General features: G+C 47.6%; 19 protein-coding genes and 1 pseudogene. 5 read left to right on the top strand and 15 right to left on the bottom strand.

What is annotated here, in order from left to right:
* Together ACX93W_RS19705 and ACX93W_RS19700 are read right to left on the bottom strand one after the other, a co-directional pair.
* Nucleotides 1-186 (bottom strand): transposase (locus tag ACX93W_RS19705; RefSeq protein WP_459394088.1); only part of this gene is annotated, 186 nt, incomplete at its 3' end.
* Nucleotides 187-215: 29 nt separating this feature from the next.
* Nucleotides 216-701, bottom strand: a complete 486-nt coding sequence (locus ACX93W_RS19700) for a MerR family transcriptional regulator (RefSeq protein WP_459394087.1) — start codon at nucleotides 699-701, stop codon at nucleotides 216-218.
* A 173-nt stretch (nucleotides 702-874) separates the two neighbouring features.
* Here ACX93W_RS19700 and ACX93W_RS19695 point away from each other — a divergent pair, with 173 nt between their 5' ends.
* Nucleotides 875-1,726 (top strand): aldo/keto reductase, encoded by an 852-nt coding sequence (locus ACX93W_RS19695; RefSeq protein ID WP_459394086.1) that lies wholly within the window; start codon nucleotides 875-877, stop codon nucleotides 1,724-1,726.
* Nucleotides 1,727-1,864: 138 nt separating this feature from the next.
* Here ACX93W_RS19695 and ACX93W_RS19690 read toward each other — a convergent pair whose 3' ends face one another.
* The 3 genes from ACX93W_RS19690 to ACX93W_RS19680 form a co-directional block, all read right to left on the bottom strand.
* Entirely contained in the window at nucleotides 1,865-2,284 is a 420-nt protein-coding gene (locus ACX93W_RS19690) for a VOC family protein (RefSeq protein ID WP_459394085.1), read from the bottom strand.
* An 85-nt stretch (nucleotides 2,285-2,369) separates the two neighbouring features.
* The gene (locus tag ACX93W_RS19685; protein WP_459394084.1) at nucleotides 2,370-3,350 is read right to left on the bottom strand and encodes a sigma-70 family RNA polymerase sigma factor; all 981 of its coding nucleotides are present in this window, start codon (nucleotides 3,348-3,350) and stop codon (nucleotides 2,370-2,372) included.
* Between the two features lie 323 nt (nucleotides 3,351-3,673).
* On the bottom strand, nucleotides 3,674-4,810 hold the full coding sequence (locus tag ACX93W_RS19680; protein WP_459394092.1) for an MBL fold metallo-hydrolase: 1,137 nt from the start codon (nucleotides 4,808-4,810) through the stop codon (nucleotides 3,674-3,676).
* Between the two features lie 260 nt (nucleotides 4,811-5,070).
* On the opposite strand from ACX93W_RS19680, the gene ACX93W_RS19675 reads away from it, so the two are divergent.
* Nucleotides 5,071-5,652, top strand: coding sequence for a TetR/AcrR family transcriptional regulator (locus tag ACX93W_RS19675; RefSeq protein ID WP_459394083.1), 582 nt, complete (start codon nucleotides 5,071-5,073; stop codon nucleotides 5,650-5,652).
* Between the two features lie 118 nt (nucleotides 5,653-5,770).
* Here the strand turns inward: ACX93W_RS19675 and ACX93W_RS19670 are convergent, their stop codons facing one another.
* Entirely contained in the window at nucleotides 5,771-6,241 is a 471-nt protein-coding gene (locus ACX93W_RS19670) for an NUDIX domain-containing protein (protein WP_459394082.1), read from the bottom strand.
* Nucleotides 6,242-6,730: 489 nt separating this feature from the next.
* Here ACX93W_RS19670 and ACX93W_RS19665 point away from each other — a divergent pair, with 489 nt between their 5' ends.
* Nucleotides 6,731-7,297 carry a hypothetical protein gene (locus tag ACX93W_RS19665; protein WP_459394081.1) on the top strand — a complete coding sequence of 189 codons (567 nt, stop codon included), beginning with the start codon at nucleotides 6,731-6,733 and terminating at the stop codon, nucleotides 7,295-7,297.
* Between the two features lie 410 nt (nucleotides 7,298-7,707).
* Here the strand turns inward: ACX93W_RS19665 and ACX93W_RS19660 are convergent, their stop codons facing one another.
* The 7 genes and pseudogenes from ACX93W_RS19660 to ACX93W_RS19630 form a co-directional block, all read right to left on the bottom strand.
* Nucleotides 7,708-8,589 (bottom strand): sulfurtransferase, encoded by an 882-nt coding sequence (locus ACX93W_RS19660; protein ID WP_459394080.1) that lies wholly within the window; start codon nucleotides 8,587-8,589, stop codon nucleotides 7,708-7,710.
* Between the two features lie 25 nt (nucleotides 8,590-8,614).
* Complete coding sequence (locus tag ACX93W_RS19655) at nucleotides 8,615-9,388, bottom strand: ABC transporter ATP-binding protein (protein WP_459394079.1); 774 nt, start codon at nucleotides 9,386-9,388, stop codon at nucleotides 8,615-8,617.
* 18 nt (nucleotides 9,389-9,406) lie between these two features.
* Entirely contained in the window at nucleotides 9,407-10,459 is a 1,053-nt protein-coding gene (locus ACX93W_RS19650) for an ABC transporter substrate-binding protein (protein WP_459394078.1), read from the bottom strand.
* Nucleotides 10,460-10,524: 65 nt separating this feature from the next.
* Nucleotides 10,525-11,523, bottom strand: coding sequence for an ABC transporter permease (locus ACX93W_RS19645; RefSeq protein WP_459394077.1), 999 nt, complete (start codon nucleotides 11,521-11,523; stop codon nucleotides 10,525-10,527).
* Nucleotides 11,524-11,544: 21 nt separating this feature from the next.
* Nucleotides 11,545-12,912: an LLM class flavin-dependent oxidoreductase gene (locus tag ACX93W_RS19640; RefSeq protein WP_459394076.1), complete on the bottom strand. Its 1,368-nt coding sequence runs from the start codon at nucleotides 12,910-12,912 to the stop codon at nucleotides 11,545-11,547.
* A 319-nt stretch (nucleotides 12,913-13,231) separates the two neighbouring features.
* Nucleotides 13,232-14,221: pseudogene (locus ACX93W_RS19635) on the bottom strand (aldo/keto reductase).
* A gap of 100 nt (nucleotides 14,222-14,321) precedes the next feature.
* A complete protein-coding gene (locus tag ACX93W_RS19630) occupies nucleotides 14,322-15,176 on the bottom strand; it encodes an ankyrin repeat domain-containing protein (RefSeq protein ID WP_459394075.1) in 855 nt (284 codons plus the stop codon).
* Between the two features lie 221 nt (nucleotides 15,177-15,397).
* Between ACX93W_RS19630 and ACX93W_RS19625 the strand changes: the two genes are divergently transcribed.
* Both ACX93W_RS19625 and ACX93W_RS19620 read left to right on the top strand, forming a co-directional pair.
* Nucleotides 15,398-16,411: a hypothetical protein gene (locus ACX93W_RS19625; RefSeq protein WP_459394074.1), complete on the top strand. Its 1,014-nt coding sequence runs from the start codon at nucleotides 15,398-15,400 to the stop codon at nucleotides 16,409-16,411.
* 70 nt (nucleotides 16,412-16,481) lie between these two features.
* Entirely contained in the window at nucleotides 16,482-18,134 is a 1,653-nt protein-coding gene (locus ACX93W_RS19620; RefSeq protein ID WP_459394073.1) for a hypothetical protein, read from the top strand.
* Between the two features lie 230 nt (nucleotides 18,135-18,364).
* Here the strand turns inward: ACX93W_RS19620 and ACX93W_RS19615 are convergent, their stop codons facing one another.
* Nucleotides 18,365-19,615: an MFS transporter gene (locus ACX93W_RS19615; RefSeq protein WP_459394072.1), complete on the bottom strand. Its 1,251-nt coding sequence runs from the start codon at nucleotides 19,613-19,615 to the stop codon at nucleotides 18,365-18,367.
* Nucleotides 19,616-19,903: 288 nt separating this feature from the next.
* Nucleotides 19,904-21,568, bottom strand: coding sequence for a tetratricopeptide repeat protein (locus ACX93W_RS19610; RefSeq protein WP_459394071.1), 1,665 nt, complete (start codon nucleotides 21,566-21,568; stop codon nucleotides 19,904-19,906).
* Between the last annotated feature and the right edge of the window lie 107 nt (nucleotides 21,569-21,675).

Below are 21,675 nucleotides of genomic sequence, written 5' to 3'. Positions count from 1 at the left end.
TTTATCCGTAGATGCATAAGCGCGTCCGCTTCCGATATGCGCTCCATCGCCGTGCAGGGCTCTTTGTTTTCTCCACCCCTGCAACGTATGGTAAGGCACGCCTAATTGATCGGCGGCTTTCTTTGGACCAATCTCATCGCTCAATCGTACCGCTTCTTCTTTGAATATGTTGTCGTATTGATTCATTGTCTCTCGTCCCCTCGTCTGCTTTCATTTTATTTCATACGAGGGTGTTTTTCGACTGCATTTTTATAGTAGCACTCCACAGAGGGTGAGTAGAACACGTCACAATGCATATGCTTGATGGTATTCCAATTTGCAGGATTAGTCGTATCCGGAGAGCGTTGCTCCAGTATAGCCTGATATAAAGCAATTTTTTGCTCCAGATGGGCAACGTGCTGTTTAGCTTCTTCAAGCTTGATTAGCGCCGCTTCTTGATGCTCCATCATAAGCGAGCAGCGTTGTTGAATGGTCGTATCTCCTTCGAGACAGAGATCAACGTACATTTTTATGACTTCAATCGGCATTCCGGATTGCTTGAGGCATTTGACACCATGCAGCCAGTTTATCGACTCTTCGTCAAACATTCGAATGTTGTTTTGATTGCGTAATAGACTTGGCACAAGACCTTTATCCGTGTAAAAACGTACAGCGTGCTCGGTAAGCCCCGTTATCTGGGCGGCTTCCTTGACTGTGTGCATATCGATTCCTCCTGTATCAAACCAATTAAAATAGCCTCTTGCCTTCGTGTAACACGAAGGCGGTAAGCTTATTGTAATGCATATCGTCCGCAAACGGAATGAAGCTTCGGTGTTGGATTCCCAGGACTTTTGCGGCAGATTGCCATTTTACATTTGAACAGGGAGGAATTAGAATGCAAGTCGTCACATTAAACAATGGTGTAAAAATGCCGATTCTCGGCTTCGGCGTTTATCAAGTTCCCGATGCAGAAGAATGCGAAAATGCAGTGTATGAAGCGTTGATGGCCGGATATCGCCTGATCGATACCGCCGCGGGATATCTGAACGAGGAGGCCGTTGGCCGAGCAATCAAGCGCAGCGGCGTGCCGCGCGAGGAACTATTCATCACGACCAAGCTCTGGATTCAGGATGCCGGCTATGAGAGCGCCAAACTGGCATTTGCCAAATCCCTAAAAAAGCTGCAGCTCGACTATCTCGATCTGTACCTTATTCACCAGCCGTTCGGAGATTATTATGGCGCGTGGCGTGCGATGGAGGATCTGTATCGCGGAGGCAAGATCAGGGCAATCGGCGTAAGCAACTTCTTGCCCGACCGTCTGATGGACCTCATCGTGCACAACAAAATCGTGCCCGCCGTCAACCAGATTGAAACTCATCCATTCTACCAGCAGCACGAAAGTGCCGCATTTATGAAAGAACAAGGTGTGCAACACCAGTCATGGGCTCCATTTGCCGAAGGACGCAACAACATGTTTGGCAACGAAACGCTTGCCTCGATTGCGGAAAAGCACAACAAATCCGTTGCCCAAGTCATATTACGCTGGCTTGTCCAACGTGAAGTCGTTGCTATCCCGAAATCAGTGCAGAAAGAGCGGATTGTTGAAAATTTCGATATCTTCGATTTTGAGCTAAGCGCGGAAGACATCAACCAAATTTCCGCCCTTGATACACGGGAAAGTCTTTTTTTATCCTACCACGATCCGGTATTCGCCAAGATGTTAGGCACCTTGAAAGTCGAGCTTTAAATCCTTGATCAAGGTGTAGACTCTTCACGCGATTATCTTCGTCCATCCTTTATGAAAGGACAGAGCGTTCACTCTGTCCTTTCTTCTCTTGCCATACATTTTTTTGGAATCGGGATGAAACCCGCTTAAGGTCATCTTTCACTGTATTTCCGTATAAATCTGAAAGGTCACGCCAAACTTGTCCGTTACATCGCCAAAACCGGGACTAAACGACTCTTCCGTAAACGGGATATTGATTTGTCCGCCTTGTCGCAAGGCTTCGTAGATTTCTTTGGATTGTCCCACGTCGCTTGTCGTGATACAGATCGTGACCCGTTTGCCTGCTTGTATCACAGAATCGCCAGGAGCATCCGAAAACATAAGTTCGGATTGACCAATTCGCAGCTTGGCATGAGCGACCAGACTTTTAAGATCGTCGGTGAACGTATTCGGCATTTCCGGCATATCTCCGTAGGTCATCATGGAAAGAACTTCTGCTCCAATCGCTTGTTCATAGAACTGAATGGCTTCCTTGGTTCTTCCCTCCAAAGTAATATAAGGGGTCAGTTTTACGGTCATGATTTGTTCCTCCTCAGGTTTGATCAATCATCTATTTTCGCTTTCCTCTCTATAGACGATCCGGCCCCGGAAAAATCATCGGTTATTATTGATTCACTCCAAAATAATTATTTACATCCAAAATGTCCGGCAAACCAAACCGGCCAAATAAATCGGCGTCGATAAAATGATGAAGATGCGAGATTTTCCCATTCTGCATTTCAAGAACATGGATGGCCCACGGGATGTTTAATCCTTCCTCACCGCTTGGGACATACTGCGCATAAGCCGGACAATTGCCGTTTACGCGGACAGAAATAAGCCGTGAGCCTAAACAATGGCTTCGCGTAATGTGATAGAACGACGACATCTTCGTTCTCCCGCTAACCCACATCACAAATGGCGGCATCGACAAGCTGGCGTTTTCGTGGAATAGCGACAATAACGCATCGATGTTGTATTGCTCGAAGGCTTCTACATAGCGAGCAAGAAGTGCTTGATCCGCTACGTCATCCAGCTTTTGCAGAGCCTCGGAGCGAAGATTCGCATGAGCTAACGTCGCCCGTGCCCGTTGCAAGGCACTGTTGACAGCAGCCTTGGTCATTCCTATGGCATCAGCCGTCTGATCGGCCGGCCATCGAAAAACCTCATGCAGGATCAACACGGCACGTTGACGGGGCGGAAGCTTTTGAAGAATCGCAATAAAGGATAATGTAATGGTTTCCCTGTTCACGACGATATCAGCCGGATTACCTATGGAATCAGGAGCTGGCCATATCCAGGAAGCTTTGGGCATGTTGTCCTTGGGCTCCGCAATCTGAGCGGCAGGCTCCGAGAAATCCATCGGAAGGGCTCGACGTTTCGCGCTTCGCAGCCGATCAATGCAAACATTTGTAACGATTCGATAAATCCATGCTTTGCGCGAAGCATCCTGCCTAATCTGGTCCCAGCTCTGCCATATGCGGATCGTGGCATCCTGCAACGCGTCTTCCGCCTCGAAGATGGAGCCCATCATTCGATAACAATAGCCCACAAGCTCGGGACGCAGCTCCTCGAACCTATCTTTTTCCTCATGCGTCCAGCTCATAATGCTTTGCCTCCCTTTAGGTCATTTCAGTTCATAATCATCCATCGTCGACGTCTCAATAAAAACCACTGGATTGGTAAATCACTAACGCATTCGCGTTTCCTACTGCTACTTGCAGCAAAATCTCCGCCTTGCATAAATTTTTCCATTATTTTCTCATAAGTGAAAATGGGGGTCAATTCTAACATTGTTTTATCACCGTTAAACGTTGCTCGGCAAACACAAAAGGCCGGGCGAATAAACGTTGCGTTTATCCGTCCAGCTTTTGGAATTCAACTCCACATAGAGCCTGCTAAAACATATTGTAGGGTGAAGTGGATATATTACTCTGGCAGAATAGTGGGCGATACTCTTGGACTATCCACATTTCTCCACCAAGACCCAGAAGAACTCGCTAGCTCTCCGGTTAGTGGAACCGTTTCGCCAATTTTTGGCGTCAGCAAATGAACGTCTTCTTGGATCGCCTTGTCTAAGGCCCGCTCCACAGGTTCAGTCCAACCATGATAAGCGAGGGTAAAAGCTCCCCAATGGATTAACATCATATTCTGCCCGTTTACATCCAAATGAGCCTGAACCGCTTCTTCGGGCGTCATATGCACCCATGACCATCGCGGATCATATTGACCACCTTCGATTAAGGTCATGTTGAATGGTCCGTATTTCTTCCCGATTTCACGGAAATGCGAATCATAACCTCCATCTCCGCTGGTGAAAAATCGCGTGTTTTCCCCAAGAATAACCCAACCGCCCCATAAGGTTGTATCCCGATTCAACATTCCCCTGCCTGAAAAATGCTTGGAAGGCGTTAAAGCAATCGTTAAACCCCCAAACACCATCTCGTCCCACCAATTGAGTTCGGTGATATTTTCTTCCGCCACTCCCCATCGTTGGAGGTGAGCACCTACGCCGTGAGGAACAAAAAAACGGCCAACCTTACTCATCAGTCTTTTTATGGATGGGTAATCCAAATGGTCATAATGGTCGTGTGTTATGAAAACTGCGTCTAGGAACGGCATTTCATCGATCAAGCGAAGCATGTCTTTACTGTAACGTTTGCTGCCCGCGAAGGATATCGGCGAAGCAACGGGGCCTAACATGGGGTCTACGAGCAGCTTTTTATTATCGATGCTGACCAGAAAAGCGGAGTGTCCAAACCACGTCACACTATCCTCTTCGCTTCTGATTTTGCTCCAATCTATGGTTGGAACCCCAATGGGACGACTAGGTCTGCGTTCATTCCCTCCGGCAATGGAATCCTTAAGCATGGAGATGAGATCCCTGGCGCCCATGCTCATTTTTGTTGGCACCTGATTTACGAATTTCCCATTGGAAAAGTTATTAAATTCGCCATACACCCGCTTTTGCTCTTTCGTCGGGTTCCCCCCAAACGCCGGGAATGTAGCCATAAACAAGGAAACGATTAGGACGGCTGCAACTAAAACAAGAATAAAATAAACCATTATGTTATTCATTCCTCCCTGCGGGATTAAGCGTATACCAATCATCACTGCCATTTTCATCTGAAAATATGCCTTCGATTGGTCAACCTGATTATATCCATCCCCTCAATAGAAAATACACAATTGTGAATTAAAAAACAACTATGTATAATTGTACACGGAAATAGAAAGTCTACAATTCTTAAAAAGTCGGATTTCGTGCATTAGTACGCAAATCCTTATGATGTGTGTATTTATTTTGAGAAAAGCAGGTGATTCTCGTGACAAAAATAGATCGTAGAATACGGAAATCCCAAGAAGCAATCAAAACGGCCGTTATCCAATTGATGATGGAAAAGGATTTTGATCAAATAACGATCCAAGATATTTCAGATAAGGCAGATATCAGCCGAAGAACGATATATCTTCACTATACGGATAAATTCGATCTACTGGATAAGCTTATCGAAGAGCATATCGACAATATACGAAAGCTCTGTGATGCTGCAGACGATGAAACCTCGTATAGCGAGGTTTGGGTGCTATGGTTTCAGTATTTCAAGCGGCATTCTTTATTCTTTTCGGCCTTGTTGGCGAGTAAAGGGAGCCCTTTTTTCCGCGCACGCTTCCTTGCGTTTTTCCTTGATGAATTAGAGTACGAAAACGGGTTATCCGAAGAGAATAATCATGAATTAACGGAAGGCATGGATGTTGAAAAGCAGTTTTTGGGAGCTGCCGTCGTGGGGGTAATCGAATGGTGGTTTAAAAATGAAATGCCCCTCCCTCCTTCCATCATGGCTCAGCGGCTGGGAACATTGCTTGAACGGAATCTTGAATGGGATGTTCCGGTAACGGCAAGGTGAAAAAGGAGCCGTGTGCAGGTACGGCTCCAAACAAAGAAAAAAGCAATTTCCCAAGCGATAAATAACTGCTAAAAATGCTCTACTTAGCGGGGATGGATGTCACTCGCAAATGGACTCATTAATAGAATTCAATCAATTTCTTATCTATCTCAGCAATCTGCCCAATATCCGATACGCCATCCCACAAAATAATCGACCTCGCTTCCTCATTCTCGATAAAAACATCAAGTCGACTTAGCTCACCCGAAAACAAAGCACCATACTCTGTCCGTTCAGGACCATGAAAACTGGGTTGCAGCCTAAATTTCATGAGCCCTTGGAAATGGACTTCAGCGATCCTTTGATTGGTTTCCTCATATAATTCTCTAATTACACATTGCCTAGCCGTTTCCCCTTCCTCCATAACGCCTCCTGGCAACTCCCAACTATGATGCCACTTATTGAACATGAAAAGATACTTCTCTTGGCATTTCACTACAATTAGGGCATGCGTAAGCGGGGCATCAAGTGCCACAACATCCATCCGTTTCTCTTCAATCTCCAGAAACTCCAAAAAAATATTTCCTTTTGCATCAGTCATAATTGCCATCTCTTTAACCTCCATTTTCTTTTTTACTAAACAAAAAACGCGCTAGACCCATAGGTCCTGCGCGTTATCTATCGCAGGATGGGAAGCGCGAAGAGCGCTAACCCATCCCTGAATTATAGGAATGAGTTAACGCCTCTCATGATGATGAGGTTGTCTTAGAATCAAATAGAACATTTGAATACCTCTTTTCACGATTATAGTGGAAATAATAACCAAGAGTTTCGATTAAGTCAATCTTCTGTTGTTGCAACCAGGCAAAATACGTATATCCACGGTCAAAGACGTAGGTAATGCCTTCCTCATCTATGAGCAAATCCATCATGGTCATCGCAACTCTTGGTGTTTTATCAATTTCCGTCTGAATCATCTCTATAAATTTTAAAAAATGGATATCATTGCAACAAAACTTCTTTGAATGCGTTTTATAAAGAGATGGTCAGATATATACATCATAATTTAATGAATGATCAAACCTAAGGTGGAAATGCGATGAAGAAAACCAAAACTACGATTGTTTTTTTATGTTTTGTTTGTATCATTATGATTTTATCTGGATGTAAGTCATCTGAGGATTTGACTCAATCAACCGGTGAAGAACAATCGGATTTACCGATTGATCATTCCGATAGTATTGATATGAAGTCTAGCCCGCCTGAAAATCCAATACCTACAGCGACGACAAATGATCAACCGCCTCAGTACATCGATGAAAGTAAATTTGAAGGCGATGAATTAGGGATTGTTAAGACATTCAATAACATAATGAAAGCTTTATACGAGAAGGACATTGATGCATATAATTCACTCATTACAGGAGATATGAATCCAGCTAAAATGAAGTCCGAATTAAAAAAGCATTTTTTAAGTATCGATAAATTAGATTTCACAGTGAAACCTGACCTTACACCTCCTGATGGTGCTAAACCTGTTTGGATAGAATATACACAGAAGTTCGATGGTAAAGAGGCAATTGACACAAACACGCAACTGTTTGTGTTTCAATTTGAAGATAATGTTTGGAAATTGCTTTATATAACTGATTCGTGGCAGTGGTAAGAAAAAAACGGCGCTGTTCCAAAAGTAAGTTCGCTCACCTGAGGAAACAGCTCGCTTCATAAAAAATAGGCAAAAATAAAGAAATGGCGGTGCCAGGGAGGTCATCCCTACAGCTCAATCATTCGTCGAACCGACAGGGCGTATCCCTCGTCGCTCCTGAGTTTCCCGCAGACTTGCTGCTTGTACCGCAAATACTTGAGACTCACGCTGATTTCCCGACTTCCTTGTGCTTTAAATCCATTGGTAAGCAAGGTTTATTCATAATATATTGAATATACAAAGAAACCGTCTCCTTTGGTATTTGGTTGGGTGGTACCTCCATTTTACCAAGTAACGGTTTCTTTTTGTTTGACATTATGAAGAAGGGGCTTCCCTAAATCATTTATGACTTTTGGGACAGCCCCTCCAAGTCACATTCTGTTATCCGTCTTATCGGCTTTGTCTCCTGTCGCAACAGCATTATGCGGGTATGAAATCCAATCACTCCAACTCCCCGGATATAGCTTCACCTTGTTATATCCCGCTTCCTGCAGGGCGAGAATGTTGGGCGTTGCGGATATCCCTGATCCGCAGTAAACGATAATCTCCGCATCCTGCGGCAACGCCGCAAAGCGTTCGCTCAATTGCTCCGGCGATTTCCAGGCGCCTTTTTCGTCCAATACATCCTTCCAAAAATAATGCGCTGCCCCGGGAATGTGACCGCCCACGGGGTCAATGGAAACATCATGACCCGCATATTGCGCGGCATCGCGCGAGTCCACCAGCCTAGCGCCGCCCTCTCCCTGATACGCGGATGCCGCGCGCACCTCATCTACACTGACAAGCCAATCGGCCTGCGGCGCGGGCACGAATTCGCGGGCAGCCGCCACAACTGTCGGCTCCTGCGACAACGGTTCGCCTGCGGCTTGCCAAGCTTTGATGCCGCCGTCCAGCACCTGCACGCGTTCCACGCCCAAATACCGAAGCACCCACCATAGCCTTGAAACGGCTGGGCCGTTGCCGTCTTCATAAGCAACTACGGCGCTGTCCCGGTCGATACCCAGCGAACCAAACAGCCCGGCAAGCCGCTCCGGAGTTGGCAGCGGACTACGGCCACCATGCTCCCCGGCGGGGTCGGTCAGATCAGCCTTAAAGTCGATAAAGTGGGCTCCCGGCAAATGCCTACTACCATATGCATCCCTGCCATACGCCGGCTCCTTTGGATGAAAACGTACATCCAGCAAAACGACAGGTTCCCCCTTTTGCAGCCGCTCCTTCAATTCTTTCACACTCACTATGTTTGATTCTGACATATGCTACACTCTCCCCTTCCTCTACTCAAATCGTAAACTCCAAACTCTCTTCCGACTTCACTTCCAACAAGGCTGCATATATTTCATTCTGGATTTGCAGCAGCTCCAAATCGTCGCGCTTGCGGGGACGAGGCTTCGGCACTTGGAAGATGCGGTTGATCCGCCCTGGCCTTGGAGATAGAAGCACGACACGGTCCCCCAGAAACACTGCTTCGGAAACATCATGCGTCACAAAAACGATCGTTTTTTTCTCCCCTTCCCAAATATTGAGCAGGTCGTCCTGCAATTGCAGCCGGGTCAGGTGATCGACCGCGCCAAACGGTTCGTCCATCAGTAGCACCTCCGGGCTGTTGGCAAGCGCACGGGCCAAACCCGCGCGCTGCTTCATGCCGCCGGACAGCTGATGGGGATACTTTTGCTCGAAGCCGCCGAGGCCTACCAAATCCACATAACGCTGCGCCGCTTCCCGGCGTTCCCTTCTTTCCACGCCTCGCAGCTCAAGGCCCAGCTCAATGTTTTTAAGCACCGTTCGCCAAGGGTATAGGGACGGGTCCTGAAACACAACGCCACGCTCAATGCCCGGCCCCTTTAACGCTTTGCCATCAAAGCTTACTTCGCCAGAGGTCGGGGTTTGCAGCCCCGCCAAAATTTCGAGCAACGTGCTTTTGCCGCAGCCGCTCGGGCCCAGAATGCTTAGAAACTCTCCATCCTGGATGGTCAAGTCGATGCCGCGAAGCGTCTCCGTAGGTGTCGCTCCATCGTATACCTTGGACACATCGGATATCAAAAATCCCGCCATATCATCACCCCGCTGTTCCTACTGTTTAGGGATAAAACGCAAATCCAGCAAATCCTTAATGTCGTAAATTTCATCCTGGAAGCCCAGATCTACTTGAACCTGCTGCGTATCCTGCAGAGCGTTCAGATCAACGTCGGGATTGTTCTCCCACAGCTCGAATTCGCGTTCAAAAGCTTTGTCTACCGCTTCAGCGTTCACCTTCACATTTTGAAGGAAATAAGCCTTGTATTCGTCCAGATTATTTTTGGCATACTCCTGCGATTTGAAGTACGCGCGCAGCAGCTTTTCCAGTAGCTCCGGATTTTTGTCGATAAAATCATTCCGCGAAACCAAAACGCCCGTGTGGAAGGTCGGGAGATAGTCCCAACCTCTGGCCAAAATTTTGCCGGTGCCTTCCACCTCCGCAAGCGAAGCAAACGGTTCGTGAATGATCGTGGCATCCACTTGGCCGGATGTCAGACTGGCATAGGCCGCCTCATTGACTCCAGAGGCCAGATACGTCACATCGTTTTTGCTCAAGCCATGTTTGTTCAGAATGGTTTGGGTGTATACGTCCAGGCCGCTGCCGAGAACCGCGGCTCCGACTTTTTTGTCCTTCAGGTCTTCCACGCTTTCAATATCCGGACGGGCAATCAGGTAAAAAGGTCCTTTTGTGCGGAACATGGACGAAACGATTTTGATCGGAGCGCCTTTGCCCGCTGCCACGATTACGTTGGTGGTCGCGCTGTCGGCGACGTCGATTTCCTTGCTCGTCAACGCTTCAATCGGATTTTGCGTGGACACAAGCTCAACCTCCAGCCCCTCCTCCGCAAAAAAGCCCTTTTCAATCCCGTACCGCACCGCCAGCCCGCTCACTCCGTTAAAAGGCGCGTATTTGATCTTCTGCAGCTCTGCAGGCGCGCTGCTTTCCGACGGAGCCGCCGCTCCCTCCGAAGCTGCCGGCGATGCCGATGGCGACGCCGCCTCTGAAGCCGAAGGCGTGCCGCCTTGTGCATTTCCTCCGCAAGCTGTCAGCACCAGTGCAAGCGATGCCGCCACAATTCCGTTTCTGAACCAACCTCTTTTTGTCATGGTTTCTCTCTCCTCTTTTGATTACATGTAGTCCATTCCTTGGTATCTTCCAGCTTCATCAAACCTCAAGACGATGACTTCCAGCGCAGCACAATCCTTTTTTCCACCAGATCAATAGCGGCAATGATGAGCACCGAAACCACCGTCACAATACTAATAATGGCAAAAGCTTTTGCAGTATCGTACAGAGAGGTGGCCTGCACCAGCAGATTGCCAAGGCCGTCCTTCGACGCCACCATTTCTCCAAACAACGCTCCGACAAGCCCCGTTGCAGCGGATACCCGAAGCGATACAAAAATCGTTGGCGCGGCCGAAGGCAGGATCACCTTAAAAACCGTTTGAAGCTTGGACGCCTCGAACACTCTGGCGACCTTGAGATGAGCCTCCGCCGTCTGCTTGATGCCTGTAATCGTATTAAAGGCGATGGTAAAAAAGCAGAACAGGAACACGATCGCAACCTTGTGCGACAGCCCGATTCCGAGCCACAGCATCAGAAGCGGAATAATGGTCACCTTCGGGATCGCCATAAGCGCGGATAGATACGGACGGAAAAACGCCTCCGCATGAGGCACAAGCACAAGTACCATGCCCGTTCCGATGCCCGCAATCGCGCTGAGCAGATAACCCGCCGCAAATTCCTGAAGCGTCACGAGCAAATGCCGGTAAACCTCCCCGTCCGCAAACAGCTTGTAGATTTCCTCCACGACCTGGGTCGGCTTGGACAAATAAAGACTGCCCACAATCCCCGCCCGGACAAGGTATTCGATGATACCGAGACAAGCCAGCAGAAGTACGATTTGCCCGATGATGATGCGCCAGTTGTAATAATTTTTGCGATTTCTCTTTCGCTTTTGCTTTTGTCCGGCGTTTGCGCCTTCAATGCGCTTGTCAGCAATGCTCTGATGTCCGGCGGGCTTATCCCCAATGCTCTGATGCCCAGCTGGCTTATTCGCAACGCTATGATGTCCGGCAGGCTCTTCCGCAATGCTGTGATGTCCCGCGTGCTTATCCTCGATCTGTTCCTGCTTGTTGTGCTTTTGACTGATATTTGCATGTTGGCCCATCCGGCAATCGCCCCTTCCGTCTTAGTCCCCCACGCCCTCAAGCGCCGCTTCCCTTGCAAAACGGTTTTGGGGCTTGCTCAAGCCGAAATGTCCGCGGAAGGTGTTCGCATCGTATTCACTCCGGAATAAACCGCGACGCTGCAGCACCGGAACAACCAGATCCAGAAACAAATCCAGACCGCCCGGCATATAAGGAGGGCAAATATTAAACCCGTCGGCCGCCCGTTCGTTAAACCATTTCTCCATTTGATCGGCAATTTGCTCCGGATCTCCCACGATAAGCAGATGCCCCCTGGATGTTGCGGCAAAATAATGAAACAGCTCCCGCACGGTAATGTCCTCCCGTCCTTCCGCCCGCTGCGCCAGTTCAACAAGCCCCCTTGCCTCATTGCCAGGCAGCGTCGACAGGGATAGCTCCGGCAGCGGCCCGTCCAGCGGGTAAGGGGAAAGATCAATCCCGATGCGCTCCGACAACGCCGTCAAATCGTAATTCGTCACCAGCAGACTGTTCAGCTCGCGGTATTTGGCATGCGCCTCCTCCGCCGTACGGCCAACAAGCGGCACCAACCCGGGCAAAATAAACACGTCGTCGGGATTGCGTCCGAATGTGAACGCCTGGTCCTTAATATCCTTGTAGAAATCCTTCGACAGCTCCAGCAAAATTTGCCCCGTAAACACGGCCGTCGACAGCCTGGCGCCCAATTCGCGGCTGCGCTCCGACGTTCCGGCGTTCAGCAGCGGAATTTGGCCCTGCGGCGGCCTTGCCACATTTAGCGGCCCTGCCACGGAGAAATGCTCGCCTTCGTGCTGAATGCGGTGCACTTTGCTTCCGTCTACAAAAACGCCGCTTTCCTTGTCCCGGATCAGCGCGTCGTCCTCCCAGGAATCCCATAGCTCCTGCACGATTTTTACAAATTCGTCCGCGTAGTCATAACGGCGGGAATTGTCCCAATGCTTCTCCCGGCTGTAGTTTTGCGCCGCCCGCACATCCATGCCGGTCACTACGTTCCAGGCAAGCCGCCCTCCGCTCAAATAATCCAGCGACGCCGTCTGGCGCGCGATGGTGTAAGGCTCGGAGTACGTCGTATTCGCCGTTACGATCAGCCCGATTTTTTCCGTCACTGCCGCGATATTCGCAATCATGGTGAAGGGCTCAAGCCGAATCATTTGCGATGGAAATTGATATTGCATATCCGCGCTTGTGGCCAATGCATCTCCAAGGAAAAAGAAATCAAACTTTGCTTCCTCCAGCCGTTTTGCAACCCGCTGCAGAAACTTGGGGTCGAATGCGCCATCGGTCGTTGCCTCCGGCAGCCGCCACCCCGCAGGATGATACCCTGTGGAAAATAGAAACAGGCCGAGATGTAGCTGTCTTTTTGCAGTAGTCATGGTTTCACGCTCCTAATTATTAGTTTTTCTATGCGATAACAAGGAATTATAAGTGCAGGAATAACTTCATTTTCATTTTCAACTTCTACCTCAACAAAGGCCTAGACCCGGAACGAGATCACAGAAAGATAGAAAGATACATTGAAAGATAGAAAATACATTAAAAGATAGAAAAAGATGACCTCGCTGTAAGGCCAGGGTTATGAGGCTCTTAGGACTGTGAGTCCCTCAAGTTTTTGAGGCTCTTGGGTTTTTGAGGCTCATAGGTTTGTGAGTCTCACAAGTTTATGAGGCTTTTAGGTCTATGAGGCTCATAGGATTACGACTGAAGCAGTCCCAGTTTGCGAGAAATATCGTCGATTTCCTTCAGCTCGCCCGCATCCAGCTTTTGATTGACATACCGGAGCGACTCCGTGATTTGTTCCGGTTTCGAGGCCCCAAGGATAGCGGACGATACATAAGGACGACTCAGCACCCACGCCAGCGCAAGCTGCGCCAGGCTCCACCCTCTCGACTCGGCTAGAGGACGGATTGAGTCTACCAAAGCATAAGCCGGGTTGGCGTCCAATAGCAGCTCCAGCCGCTTTTCGCCCAACGCTAATCTGGAATCCGGCGGCGGCGTCTCCCCTTGACGGTATTAGCCGCTCAGAATGCCGCGACCCAGGGGACTGTAGCTGATGATGCCAACCCCCTCCGATTCAGCAAACGGCACCAGCTCGCGCTCGATCCCGCGTGTAATGAGACTGTATTCAGGCTGAACGCTTTCGAAGCGATGCAGGCCGTGCAGCGCGCTAATGCCATGCGCCTTCGCCAGCTGCCAAGCCGCATAGTTGGAGCAGCCCAGATAACGGATCTTCCCTTGCTTGACCAAATCGTCAAGCGCCCGAAGACTTTCTTCAAGCGGCGTCTCGGGGTCAAAAGAGTGCACCTGATACAAATCGACGTGGTCGGTTTGCAGGCGACGCAGACTATTTTCGAGCGCGCGGTAGATATGGTATCGGCTTTGTCCCCCGTCATTGACGCCCGGCCCCACATGGGCATGAAATTTGGTTGCCAGCAGGATATCGTTTCGGCGCCCGCGCAGCAGCTTCCCCAGCAGAACCTCCGATTCGCCAAAACACGACCGGTCTCCCGTATCCATCCCGCTTCCGTACACATCCGCGGTATCGATCAGGTTGATTCCGGCGTCCAATGCCGCATCCAGCACCTTGCCGGAGTCTTCTTCGCCGATCCAGCGGCCAAATGCCATGGTGCCCAGGCTGACCTCCGAAACCTTCAGCCCTGTTTTTCCTAATTTCCGGTATTTCATTTCTTCTCCACTCTCCTTTGGATACGACAAAAAAGACACACGAAAGTCGCTTGTAATCCTGCAGCGTCTCTCCGTCTGTCCGGTCGAGTTGTATATGAACTTACAATAAATCGGCGCAAGCCGCATGCCCCAGTGACAAAGCAAGCTCGCGAGGGGTTTGCCCAATGCCGTTAACCGCCGACTTGTCGGCTCCGTAGCCAATAAACTTCTGAATCAGCAGGGGCTTGTCAAAATAAGCGGCCACGTGCAGCACATTGTAGCCTTTTCGCAGCTCTCCTTCGCAAAGGGCATGGATGTCTGCGCCTTTCTGAATCAGCAAGTCAACCAAGTGGCCGTATCCGCCAAAGATCGTGGCATGGATGGCCAGGTTGTTCAAGCTGCCGTCGCGGCTCCGGGCATGTATATTCGCGCCCCGCTCAAGCAACAGCTCCACAACCTCGCTATGGCCAAAATGCGCTGCTAACGAAAGCAGCGGAAATCCGTCGTAGCCGTAGCTATCGATCAGGTCAGGCGACTGGTCCAGCAGCTCCTTCAGCCGGGATGTGTATCCTACGGCGGCTGCTTCGAACACATTCAGCTTGCCCAATCCTTTTTGCAGCAGCAGTTCCTTGATATCGTTGGCCCTAAGGAATACAGCCAATAGAACCGGCGTTTCCCCCTTCTGGTTGCTGGCGTTGATCAAAGTAGCGTCTCGGCTGATCAACTCGTCTACCTTCCCGATGTCGCGCAGCTTGACGGCTTCCAGCATTTCGTTGCGCAGCCGCAGCAAATTATCGGCTTGCTCGCGAGCGCGAAGCAGCAATTCATGGGAGGCCTGCACCCCAACATTGACGAAATGGGCGACAGCTCTGGAGCGATTGGACTCCAGCCCCGATTCAACGAGCAAATCAACAGCTTTAACGGCTTCTTCTTGGAGCCGAATCGATAATACGGCAGTATTCTTTTTCTTCGACATGGCACTCCTTGTCGTCAACTTGTAATTTTAATTACAAAAATACTATAGCATGAGTTTCTTATTTTGAATACCCTTAAATTCATATTGTTTTACAAGGATATAAGAAAGAGGCCATTTCTGCAACATTGATTGTTTGTACTTCCTCGCTAAAATAGTCTGTCCTTTCCGATTAATGGAACCTCTCCCTCCTTCCGACATATAGAAGAAGGAGTGTGGACAAGATGAATCAATTACATCGTACGATGTGGAATGGGTTGAACACTGAGGAAAAACAACGTAGTCTGCGGGACATCTTACCCGACGGCTTTACCTTTCAACGAATTGAAACCTTTGAACGTTATGGGCAGCAGTTGGAGACGGCCGTGTTCTCTTTTGAAGGAAGTGAATTCGTATTTGTTCCAGGTGATGACATTACATTAGGCTGGGAAGGCTGGGACGGGGATAGCAACGTTGTACGCGAAGCTCTAAAAGAGGATTTGATGATTTTGGATGAATCCTTGGAACAAGCTGAACAAAGACTGCGCGGCGTAACAACGCCACTTAGAAAAATCTCCATCCAGCCAATGCTGGCGGAGCGGCATCCCTGTCGAGTCGGCTGGACCGAAATTACGATTGAAGAGGCGGAAAACAGTGAGCTTGCCGAAAGGCTGGAGGCTTTTCGCCAAAATCGTGAAAGCAACCGGCAATATTATCCTGACTGCCGTCTGGATCGGGATGGGGAACAGATTATTGTCTATCGCTTTAATAAAAGCGAAGATTTCGAGGAGTGGGCCGATTGGGCCATAAATGGTGATTTCGACATTCCTACGGAGGATGAATGGGAATATCTGTACGGGGCAGGTTGCCGAACACTGTTTCCTTGGGGAGACGGAATAAGCGAAGCCATGAGGGTTTTGCATAATGATGAGCATAGCAGGCGTGCTGCCTTAAGCAGCAACGGAAATAGGCCAGCTCGCTCCTTTATGTTGACGGATAACCTTGCTTATGATCGACTGAAGCCTAATGGATTTGGTCTTTTCTTTCTGCGCGATCCCTATCAAAAAGAGCTGGCCACATTGGAGGACGACGGCTACACCGGTAAAGGCGGCGATGGCGGAGGCGCGCATCATGCCAACCTGAATGCTTTTTACACGTATTTGCCCACTTCGGTATATTACCGCGACCATCATGAAGATGAAATACAATGGACGGAATGGCTCGACCAGTTGCATTACCGTCGTATCATAAGGTTATAAGGATTTTCTCATCTTGCAACATTATTCCATTTTTTACGTCTGTAGGGATAGATGAAACGAGGTGCTCACTATGAACAAAACCAAGCTGCTCCTTCTTGCATTGGCAACTTCCACTATGCTGGCAGGATGCTCCGGCCCCGATAATAAAACTGAACCAACCGATTCGGCTCTGGTAACCTACAGGCCAGATAACAACGAAACAGCCTATCCTTTTAAAATTGCGAAGGAAATCGAGCAAGTTACGCTGAACAAGGCCAACTCGCATAGCTCCGTTGACAATACAAACATTAAAACGTTTGACGATGAAAACACCAAAGCCTTATTTCAGCGAGTCGTTCAATCTGCCGTGCCAATGGCGGGCATTCTGGATACAACACAGCCTGATTACCATTTTGAGTTAGCTTCGGCAGACGGCCAACACTCCTTTTTTCTATGGCTCGATGAAACAAGCGATCAAGCTATGCTGATGGAAGCTCAAGAAAGCCATACCGGGTACTCGCTGAGCAAGGAGATAACAGACGAGCTAAAAAAGCTGCTGTTTCAAGATTTAAACAACACTATCTCCAACAATCAGCTGAGTTTCCAAACTGTCCGGCAGAGCGACGGGACTTTAGTGGCAAAACCTGTCGGCTTCGATGGGGATGGCTATCATTTGAATAGCAGCAACGTCTTGGAACTGAATGGTACCGTCTATCATAACGTACAATTATTTTACAGCGTCCATAAAGCGATTAACGCTCTCATTGCGCATGAAAAGGGAACCGACGAGGTTCAAGTCAAGTGGAGCGACTCCTTAAACAACTCGGATAACCACTGGAACAATGCTTTTATGAACAGCTACAACATGTTGTTGCCGCTGCCGGATAATCGGATATTGTTCCTGGAATCGGAGCTGATCGAAAATGAAGGAGCCTACCACCTTTCCGCCTATAATACGGAAACGGGCGCCTTAGAACGACTTCGGGAAAACTTTTGGCCTGGTTTTGACACATACGATTACATCTACCAATACAAGTGGAATATCGATGAGCAAAAATTGCTACTGCAAAGCTTCCTGGGCAATGTATGGATTTTTGATTTGAAGACCGGTAAGGATATCACTCATCTCAATACATACAAGGTACCCAACCATTCCACGACCGGTTTGCCATCCTTGTTTGTTTCGCCGACTCTGGAACGTTTTGCTTTTGACGACGAAAGCGGCAAGTTGACCTTTTACAGCTCTGACGGAACGGCATTGAACAAGGTTGAGCTTCCAGCGGGACAAAATGTGCCTTCGGACAAAATCAAATGGAGCGCGGCCGGCAATGCCGCATGGATGGAGCTGGCGCCTGAAGACGAAGATCGGATTCTCGGCATCGATGTCGACTATTTGCGAATAGCCCCTAAGCAGGTGCAATTCTTCAACGCTGACGGAGAGCCTATCGGTAGTCTGACGGCAGGCGACAAACAAAACGCTTCGCTTGAGGTCGCCGGCTGGATCAACGCTGATGTGGCCGTGATCAAATCCTATACGGCTGCCCCGGCTCCTGACCAAGGCGTCGAAGCCGGCATGAAAGAGATTTCCTACTACCTCTATGACGTATGGAAAAAGAACAAAGGGCCGCTTCTGGACACTATGCCCCCGGAAACCATCCCTGTTATGGAGAGCCGAGGATGGGCAAGCGTGAAGGAGAGTTCTCCGGTTACGTTGAACTCCGAGGAAATCATTTATTCAAAGTGAGAGGGTATAGCCTCCATGTTCGACGGTCGCAGGGATGAGCTGGTTTAGCCCCAATGTCCGAAGCGCGCAGGGCTTCTTCCCCAACCTGACATATGATCTTTCAGCATCATTACGCACAAAAAGGACCTCAACCTCCACTTAAATGGAGATTGAGGTTCTTTGCATTTACATACACTTTTGCTTCTGCTTCTGCTTCTGCTTCTGCTTCTGCTTCTGCTTCTGCTTCCAGCCTAGCTCTCCGTAGCTTCTTTGGCAACAGGTTTTCCCGCTTCCACCAGCCGTTGGTTGCTTATGAACATTACCGCCAAAACGATAATGAGCAAGCCGGTTCCCAGCAGCAGCCATTCGATTTCAATTACATCGGCAAGCGGACCAAAAATCATCATGCCGATTGGCATCATGGATGTCGATATCATGCTGAAAATACCGAAGACGCGGCCCATATAATTGGGGTCCACCCTCTCTTGCAGCAATACCATTGTTGGCGTATTCGCCATCGGTATGGCAACGCCAAACACCCCCATAAAGATCAGATAGATCCAGAAAACAGGAGTTACACCTAATGCCATTGTACATATGCCCATTACGACGTTGGCAAATGCCATCGTAAAAATCTTATTGCGGAAGCCGCCCCATGAAGCGATAATCGCGCCGCCGGCCATCATGCCGATGGAAAAGGCGATTTCGATAGCGGTCAAACGCCAATACTCCTCGCCAAAGCTGCGCGCGACTTGCAGCGGCGTCAAAAACGCGGCTGGCGCCATCAGCACAAAGAAAAACGCAAAAAAGGTGAAAAACGGCTTTAAAAAAGAATGGGTTTTGATATAGCTTAACCCCATTTTGAAGTCATCCAAATAACTCGTTGTTTGTTGTTCAGAAGCTTTTTCGTGCAGCGGTATTTTGAGGAAAAATAACAAGGTGCAAATCGCCAATGCAGCGGTTATAACGTCGATGAAAAAGATAAACTCAATGGTTGACCATGTCAGCAAGCTAGCGCTCACAATCGGCGCAACAAACATCATAAGCGCCTGGAGCGAGCCGTTAATGCCGTTAACTCTCGTCAATTTATCCTCCGGCACGATCTGCGGCAAAATCGCGGCAACCGCCGGGGTTTGAATACCCGCCCCAAGAGCCCGGACGGCGGCGATAACGAACAGCAGCCATGGCTCTTTGTACCCCAGCAAAAAGGTGACGGCAAGAATCAGAGTCACAAAAGCAATCATGGCATCCGCGATCATAATCAGAAATTTCCGGTTGAAACGATCCGCCCATACTCCGGCAAACGGCGACAGCAGAAACGTGGGAATAAATCCGCAAATGATAAACAGCGTCATCATAAGGCCTGATTTTGTCGTCAGCGTCACGTACCACATAATGGCATATTGAACCAATGCGGAGCCGAACAACGAGATCGTTTGACTGCTCAGGAAGAGAATAATATCCCTCTTCCAATTTTTCTTCTCAGCGGCTTGCGTCATCATTCACACCCTTCTGGAGATTCCTTGATAGATCCTGAATTTCTCCGTTTCCTATCGTAAGTCATTACCACATTATGCGCAACTCATTCCGTATGTAATTTTATATGAAAGTGCAAAAGCGATGTTTTTTTCAGGAAGTCCGATAAAGGAGTGCATTATTACCTTTTTAAAGGTTGGTTAATTCCTACTTTGACTAGACATAAACAAGCTGGCACCGATACAAAACCGATACTAGCTTGTTAGTTATAATTCATATTTTTAAATACTTTTGAATTAAACCGTTAGCGAAATCTAGTCACCTTTGCCAGCCGATGCTTCCTCCATACTTTTGGTTATGTCAAGAATGAGCGGGTTAAGCGTAGATATTAGAGTTTCATCTATTTCTATTGCTTTTTTATAATCAGTTATGGCTTTATCTTGTTCCCCCATTTTTTCATACATCAGCCCGCGATCCCTGTAGGCTTCCGCAAAATCTGGCTTGAACTCTATTGCCTTCGTAAAATCATTAATCGCTTCTTTATATTTTTTCTGATTTAAAAAGACACCGGCTCGATAATAATATGCATCCGCTTCGTTAGGTTCTATTTCGATCACTTTTGTATAATCGTTTATTGCTTGCTCATATTTTTCCATTTTAATATTTGCCATCGCACGATTATAATAAGCAATTGCTTCATTAGGCTCTAATTCGATCGCTTTTGTAAAATCTTTTTTCGCTTGCTCATACTCCCTCATTTCATAAAAAATAGCGCCTCGATTGTTATAAGCTTTTTTATATTCAGAATTTAGTTTTATTGCCTTTGTATAGTCTTGCATCGCATTTTCATGTCTTTCCAATCTATCATATGAAATCCCTCGATTAAAATAAGCATCCGCTGCATTAGGTTCTAACTCGATCGCTTTTGTACAATCATTTATTGCTTGCTCATATTCCCCCATATCATTAAAAACGCTCCCACGATTGTTATAAGCTTTTTTGTAATCAGACTTTAGTTCTATTGCCTTTGTATAGTCTTCTAGTGCATTTTCACGTTTTCCCATTTTATTATGTGCAATCCCCCGATTATAATAGGCCTGCGCATAATCGGGCTTTAATTCAATAGCCTTTGTATAATCTTGTATCGCTTCCACATAATTTCCATTGTTGTTAAAAGCATTCCCTCGATTGTTATAGGCGGTGAAATAATTAGGCTCCAGTTCTATTGCCCTTGTATATTCTTTTATGGCCTCTTCATAGTTCTCCATTTTTTTATACACAAGTCCTCGGTAAACATATGTAATCGAATTTGGATTTAGAGCAATTGATTTTTCGAATTCCTCCAATGCAATTTGAAACATATTTATTTTTCTATAAGCATTCCCTCGTAATGAATGTGCTCTTGACAAAATCAATGGATCTTTTTCGCTTTCGATAATTTTTGCAAGGGCGTTTATTTGCTCTTCAATTTCTTCCAGTTGGTTAATTTGTTCAAATTTTAAATTCCAGTCCTCCTGAAGCTCTACGACATCATTAAGTCTTTTATTCTCAACGCTGATTTCTTTAATTGTTTGGTTTTTGTTTGCCAAGCTAAATAAAACTAACCCCAAACTCGCAATAGTTAGCGCATTACCAATTGATGACGAACTTATTTCAGAGCCTAAAATAGCATTGGTCTTCATGATCAAATTGCTGATAAACCGGTAGATGCCTTTCAGTTCAAGGATCTGCGGGATGGTTATCGCAAAAAATATGCCGAAAAACAACATGACTCCGCTTTTTTTGCTTTTCATATCATACAGAGTAAAAAACAAGCTGGAAAAGGCAAACGAGACTAAAAAAGATACATTTTTAAAAGCCCCAACAAACGCAATCGGTATAAGGACTAAAAAGGATAGTGCCACATAAAAAATAAAAGAATTATCCGATCCGGCATTATCTTTAAAAAGCAAAGGCAATCTACTTCTTATCCATTTCATATGGCATCATCCTGTTCAAAATAAACGATTTAATTCCATTCTTTATCATATAGTAATCCCCCCTCTACTGGGAAGTAGCTGCACAAAACCTTCCAAATAAAATACAT

Source organism: Paenibacillus sp. CAU 1782, from assembly GCF_054551715.1.
This window is presented reverse-complemented; position numbering and strand designations above follow the sequence as displayed.

Coding starts and splice junctions, on each gene's coding strand:
- ACX93W_RS19700 (WP_459394087.1), bottom strand. CDS start 701: ATGCACACAGTCAAGGAAGCCGCCCAGATAACGGGGCTTACCGAGCAC.
- ACX93W_RS19695 (WP_459394086.1), top strand. CDS start 875: ATGCAAGTCGTCACATTAAACAATGGTGTAAAAATGCCGATTCTCGGC.
- ACX93W_RS19690 (WP_459394085.1), bottom strand. CDS start 2,284: ATGACCGTAAAACTGACCCCTTATATTACTTTGGAGGGAAGAACCAAG.
- ACX93W_RS19685 (WP_459394084.1), bottom strand. CDS start 3,350: ATGAGCTGGACGCATGAGGAAAAAGATAGGTTCGAGGAGCTGCGTCCC.
- ACX93W_RS19680 (WP_459394092.1), bottom strand. CDS start 4,810: ATGGTTTATTTTATTCTTGTTTTAGTTGCAGCCGTCCTAATCGTTTCC.
- ACX93W_RS19670 (WP_459394082.1), bottom strand. CDS start 6,241: ATGGCAATTATGACTGATGCAAAAGGAAATATTTTTTTGGAGTTTCTG.
- ACX93W_RS19665 (WP_459394081.1), top strand. CDS start 6,731: ATGAAGAAAACCAAAACTACGATTGTTTTTTTATGTTTTGTTTGTATC.
- ACX93W_RS19660 (WP_459394080.1), bottom strand. CDS start 8,589: ATGTCAGAATCAAACATAGTGAGTGTGAAAGAATTGAAGGAGCGGCTG.
- ACX93W_RS19655 (WP_459394079.1), bottom strand. CDS start 9,388: ATGGCGGGATTTTTGATATCCGATGTGTCCAAGGTATACGATGGAGCG.
- ACX93W_RS19650 (WP_459394078.1), bottom strand. CDS start 10,459: ATGACAAAAAGAGGTTGGTTCAGAAACGGAATTGTGGCGGCATCGCTT.
- ACX93W_RS19645 (WP_459394077.1), bottom strand. CDS start 11,523: ATGGGCCAACATGCAAATATCAGTCAAAAGCACAACAAGCAGGAACAG.
- ACX93W_RS19640 (WP_459394076.1), bottom strand. CDS start 12,912: ATGACTACTGCAAAAAGACAGCTACATCTCGGCCTGTTTCTATTTTCC.
- ACX93W_RS19630 (WP_459394075.1), bottom strand. CDS start 15,176: ATGTCGAAGAAAAAGAATACTGCCGTATTATCGATTCGGCTCCAAGAA.
- ACX93W_RS19625 (WP_459394074.1), top strand. CDS start 15,398: ATGAATCAATTACATCGTACGATGTGGAATGGGTTGAACACTGAGGAA.
- ACX93W_RS19620 (WP_459394073.1), top strand. CDS start 16,482: ATGAACAAAACCAAGCTGCTCCTTCTTGCATTGGCAACTTCCACTATG.
- ACX93W_RS19615 (WP_459394072.1), bottom strand. CDS start 19,615: ATGATGACGCAAGCCGCTGAGAAGAAAAATTGGAAGAGGGATATTATT.
- ACX93W_RS19610 (WP_459394071.1), bottom strand. CDS start 21,568: ATGAAATGGATAAGAAGTAGATTGCCTTTGCTTTTTAAAGATAATGCC.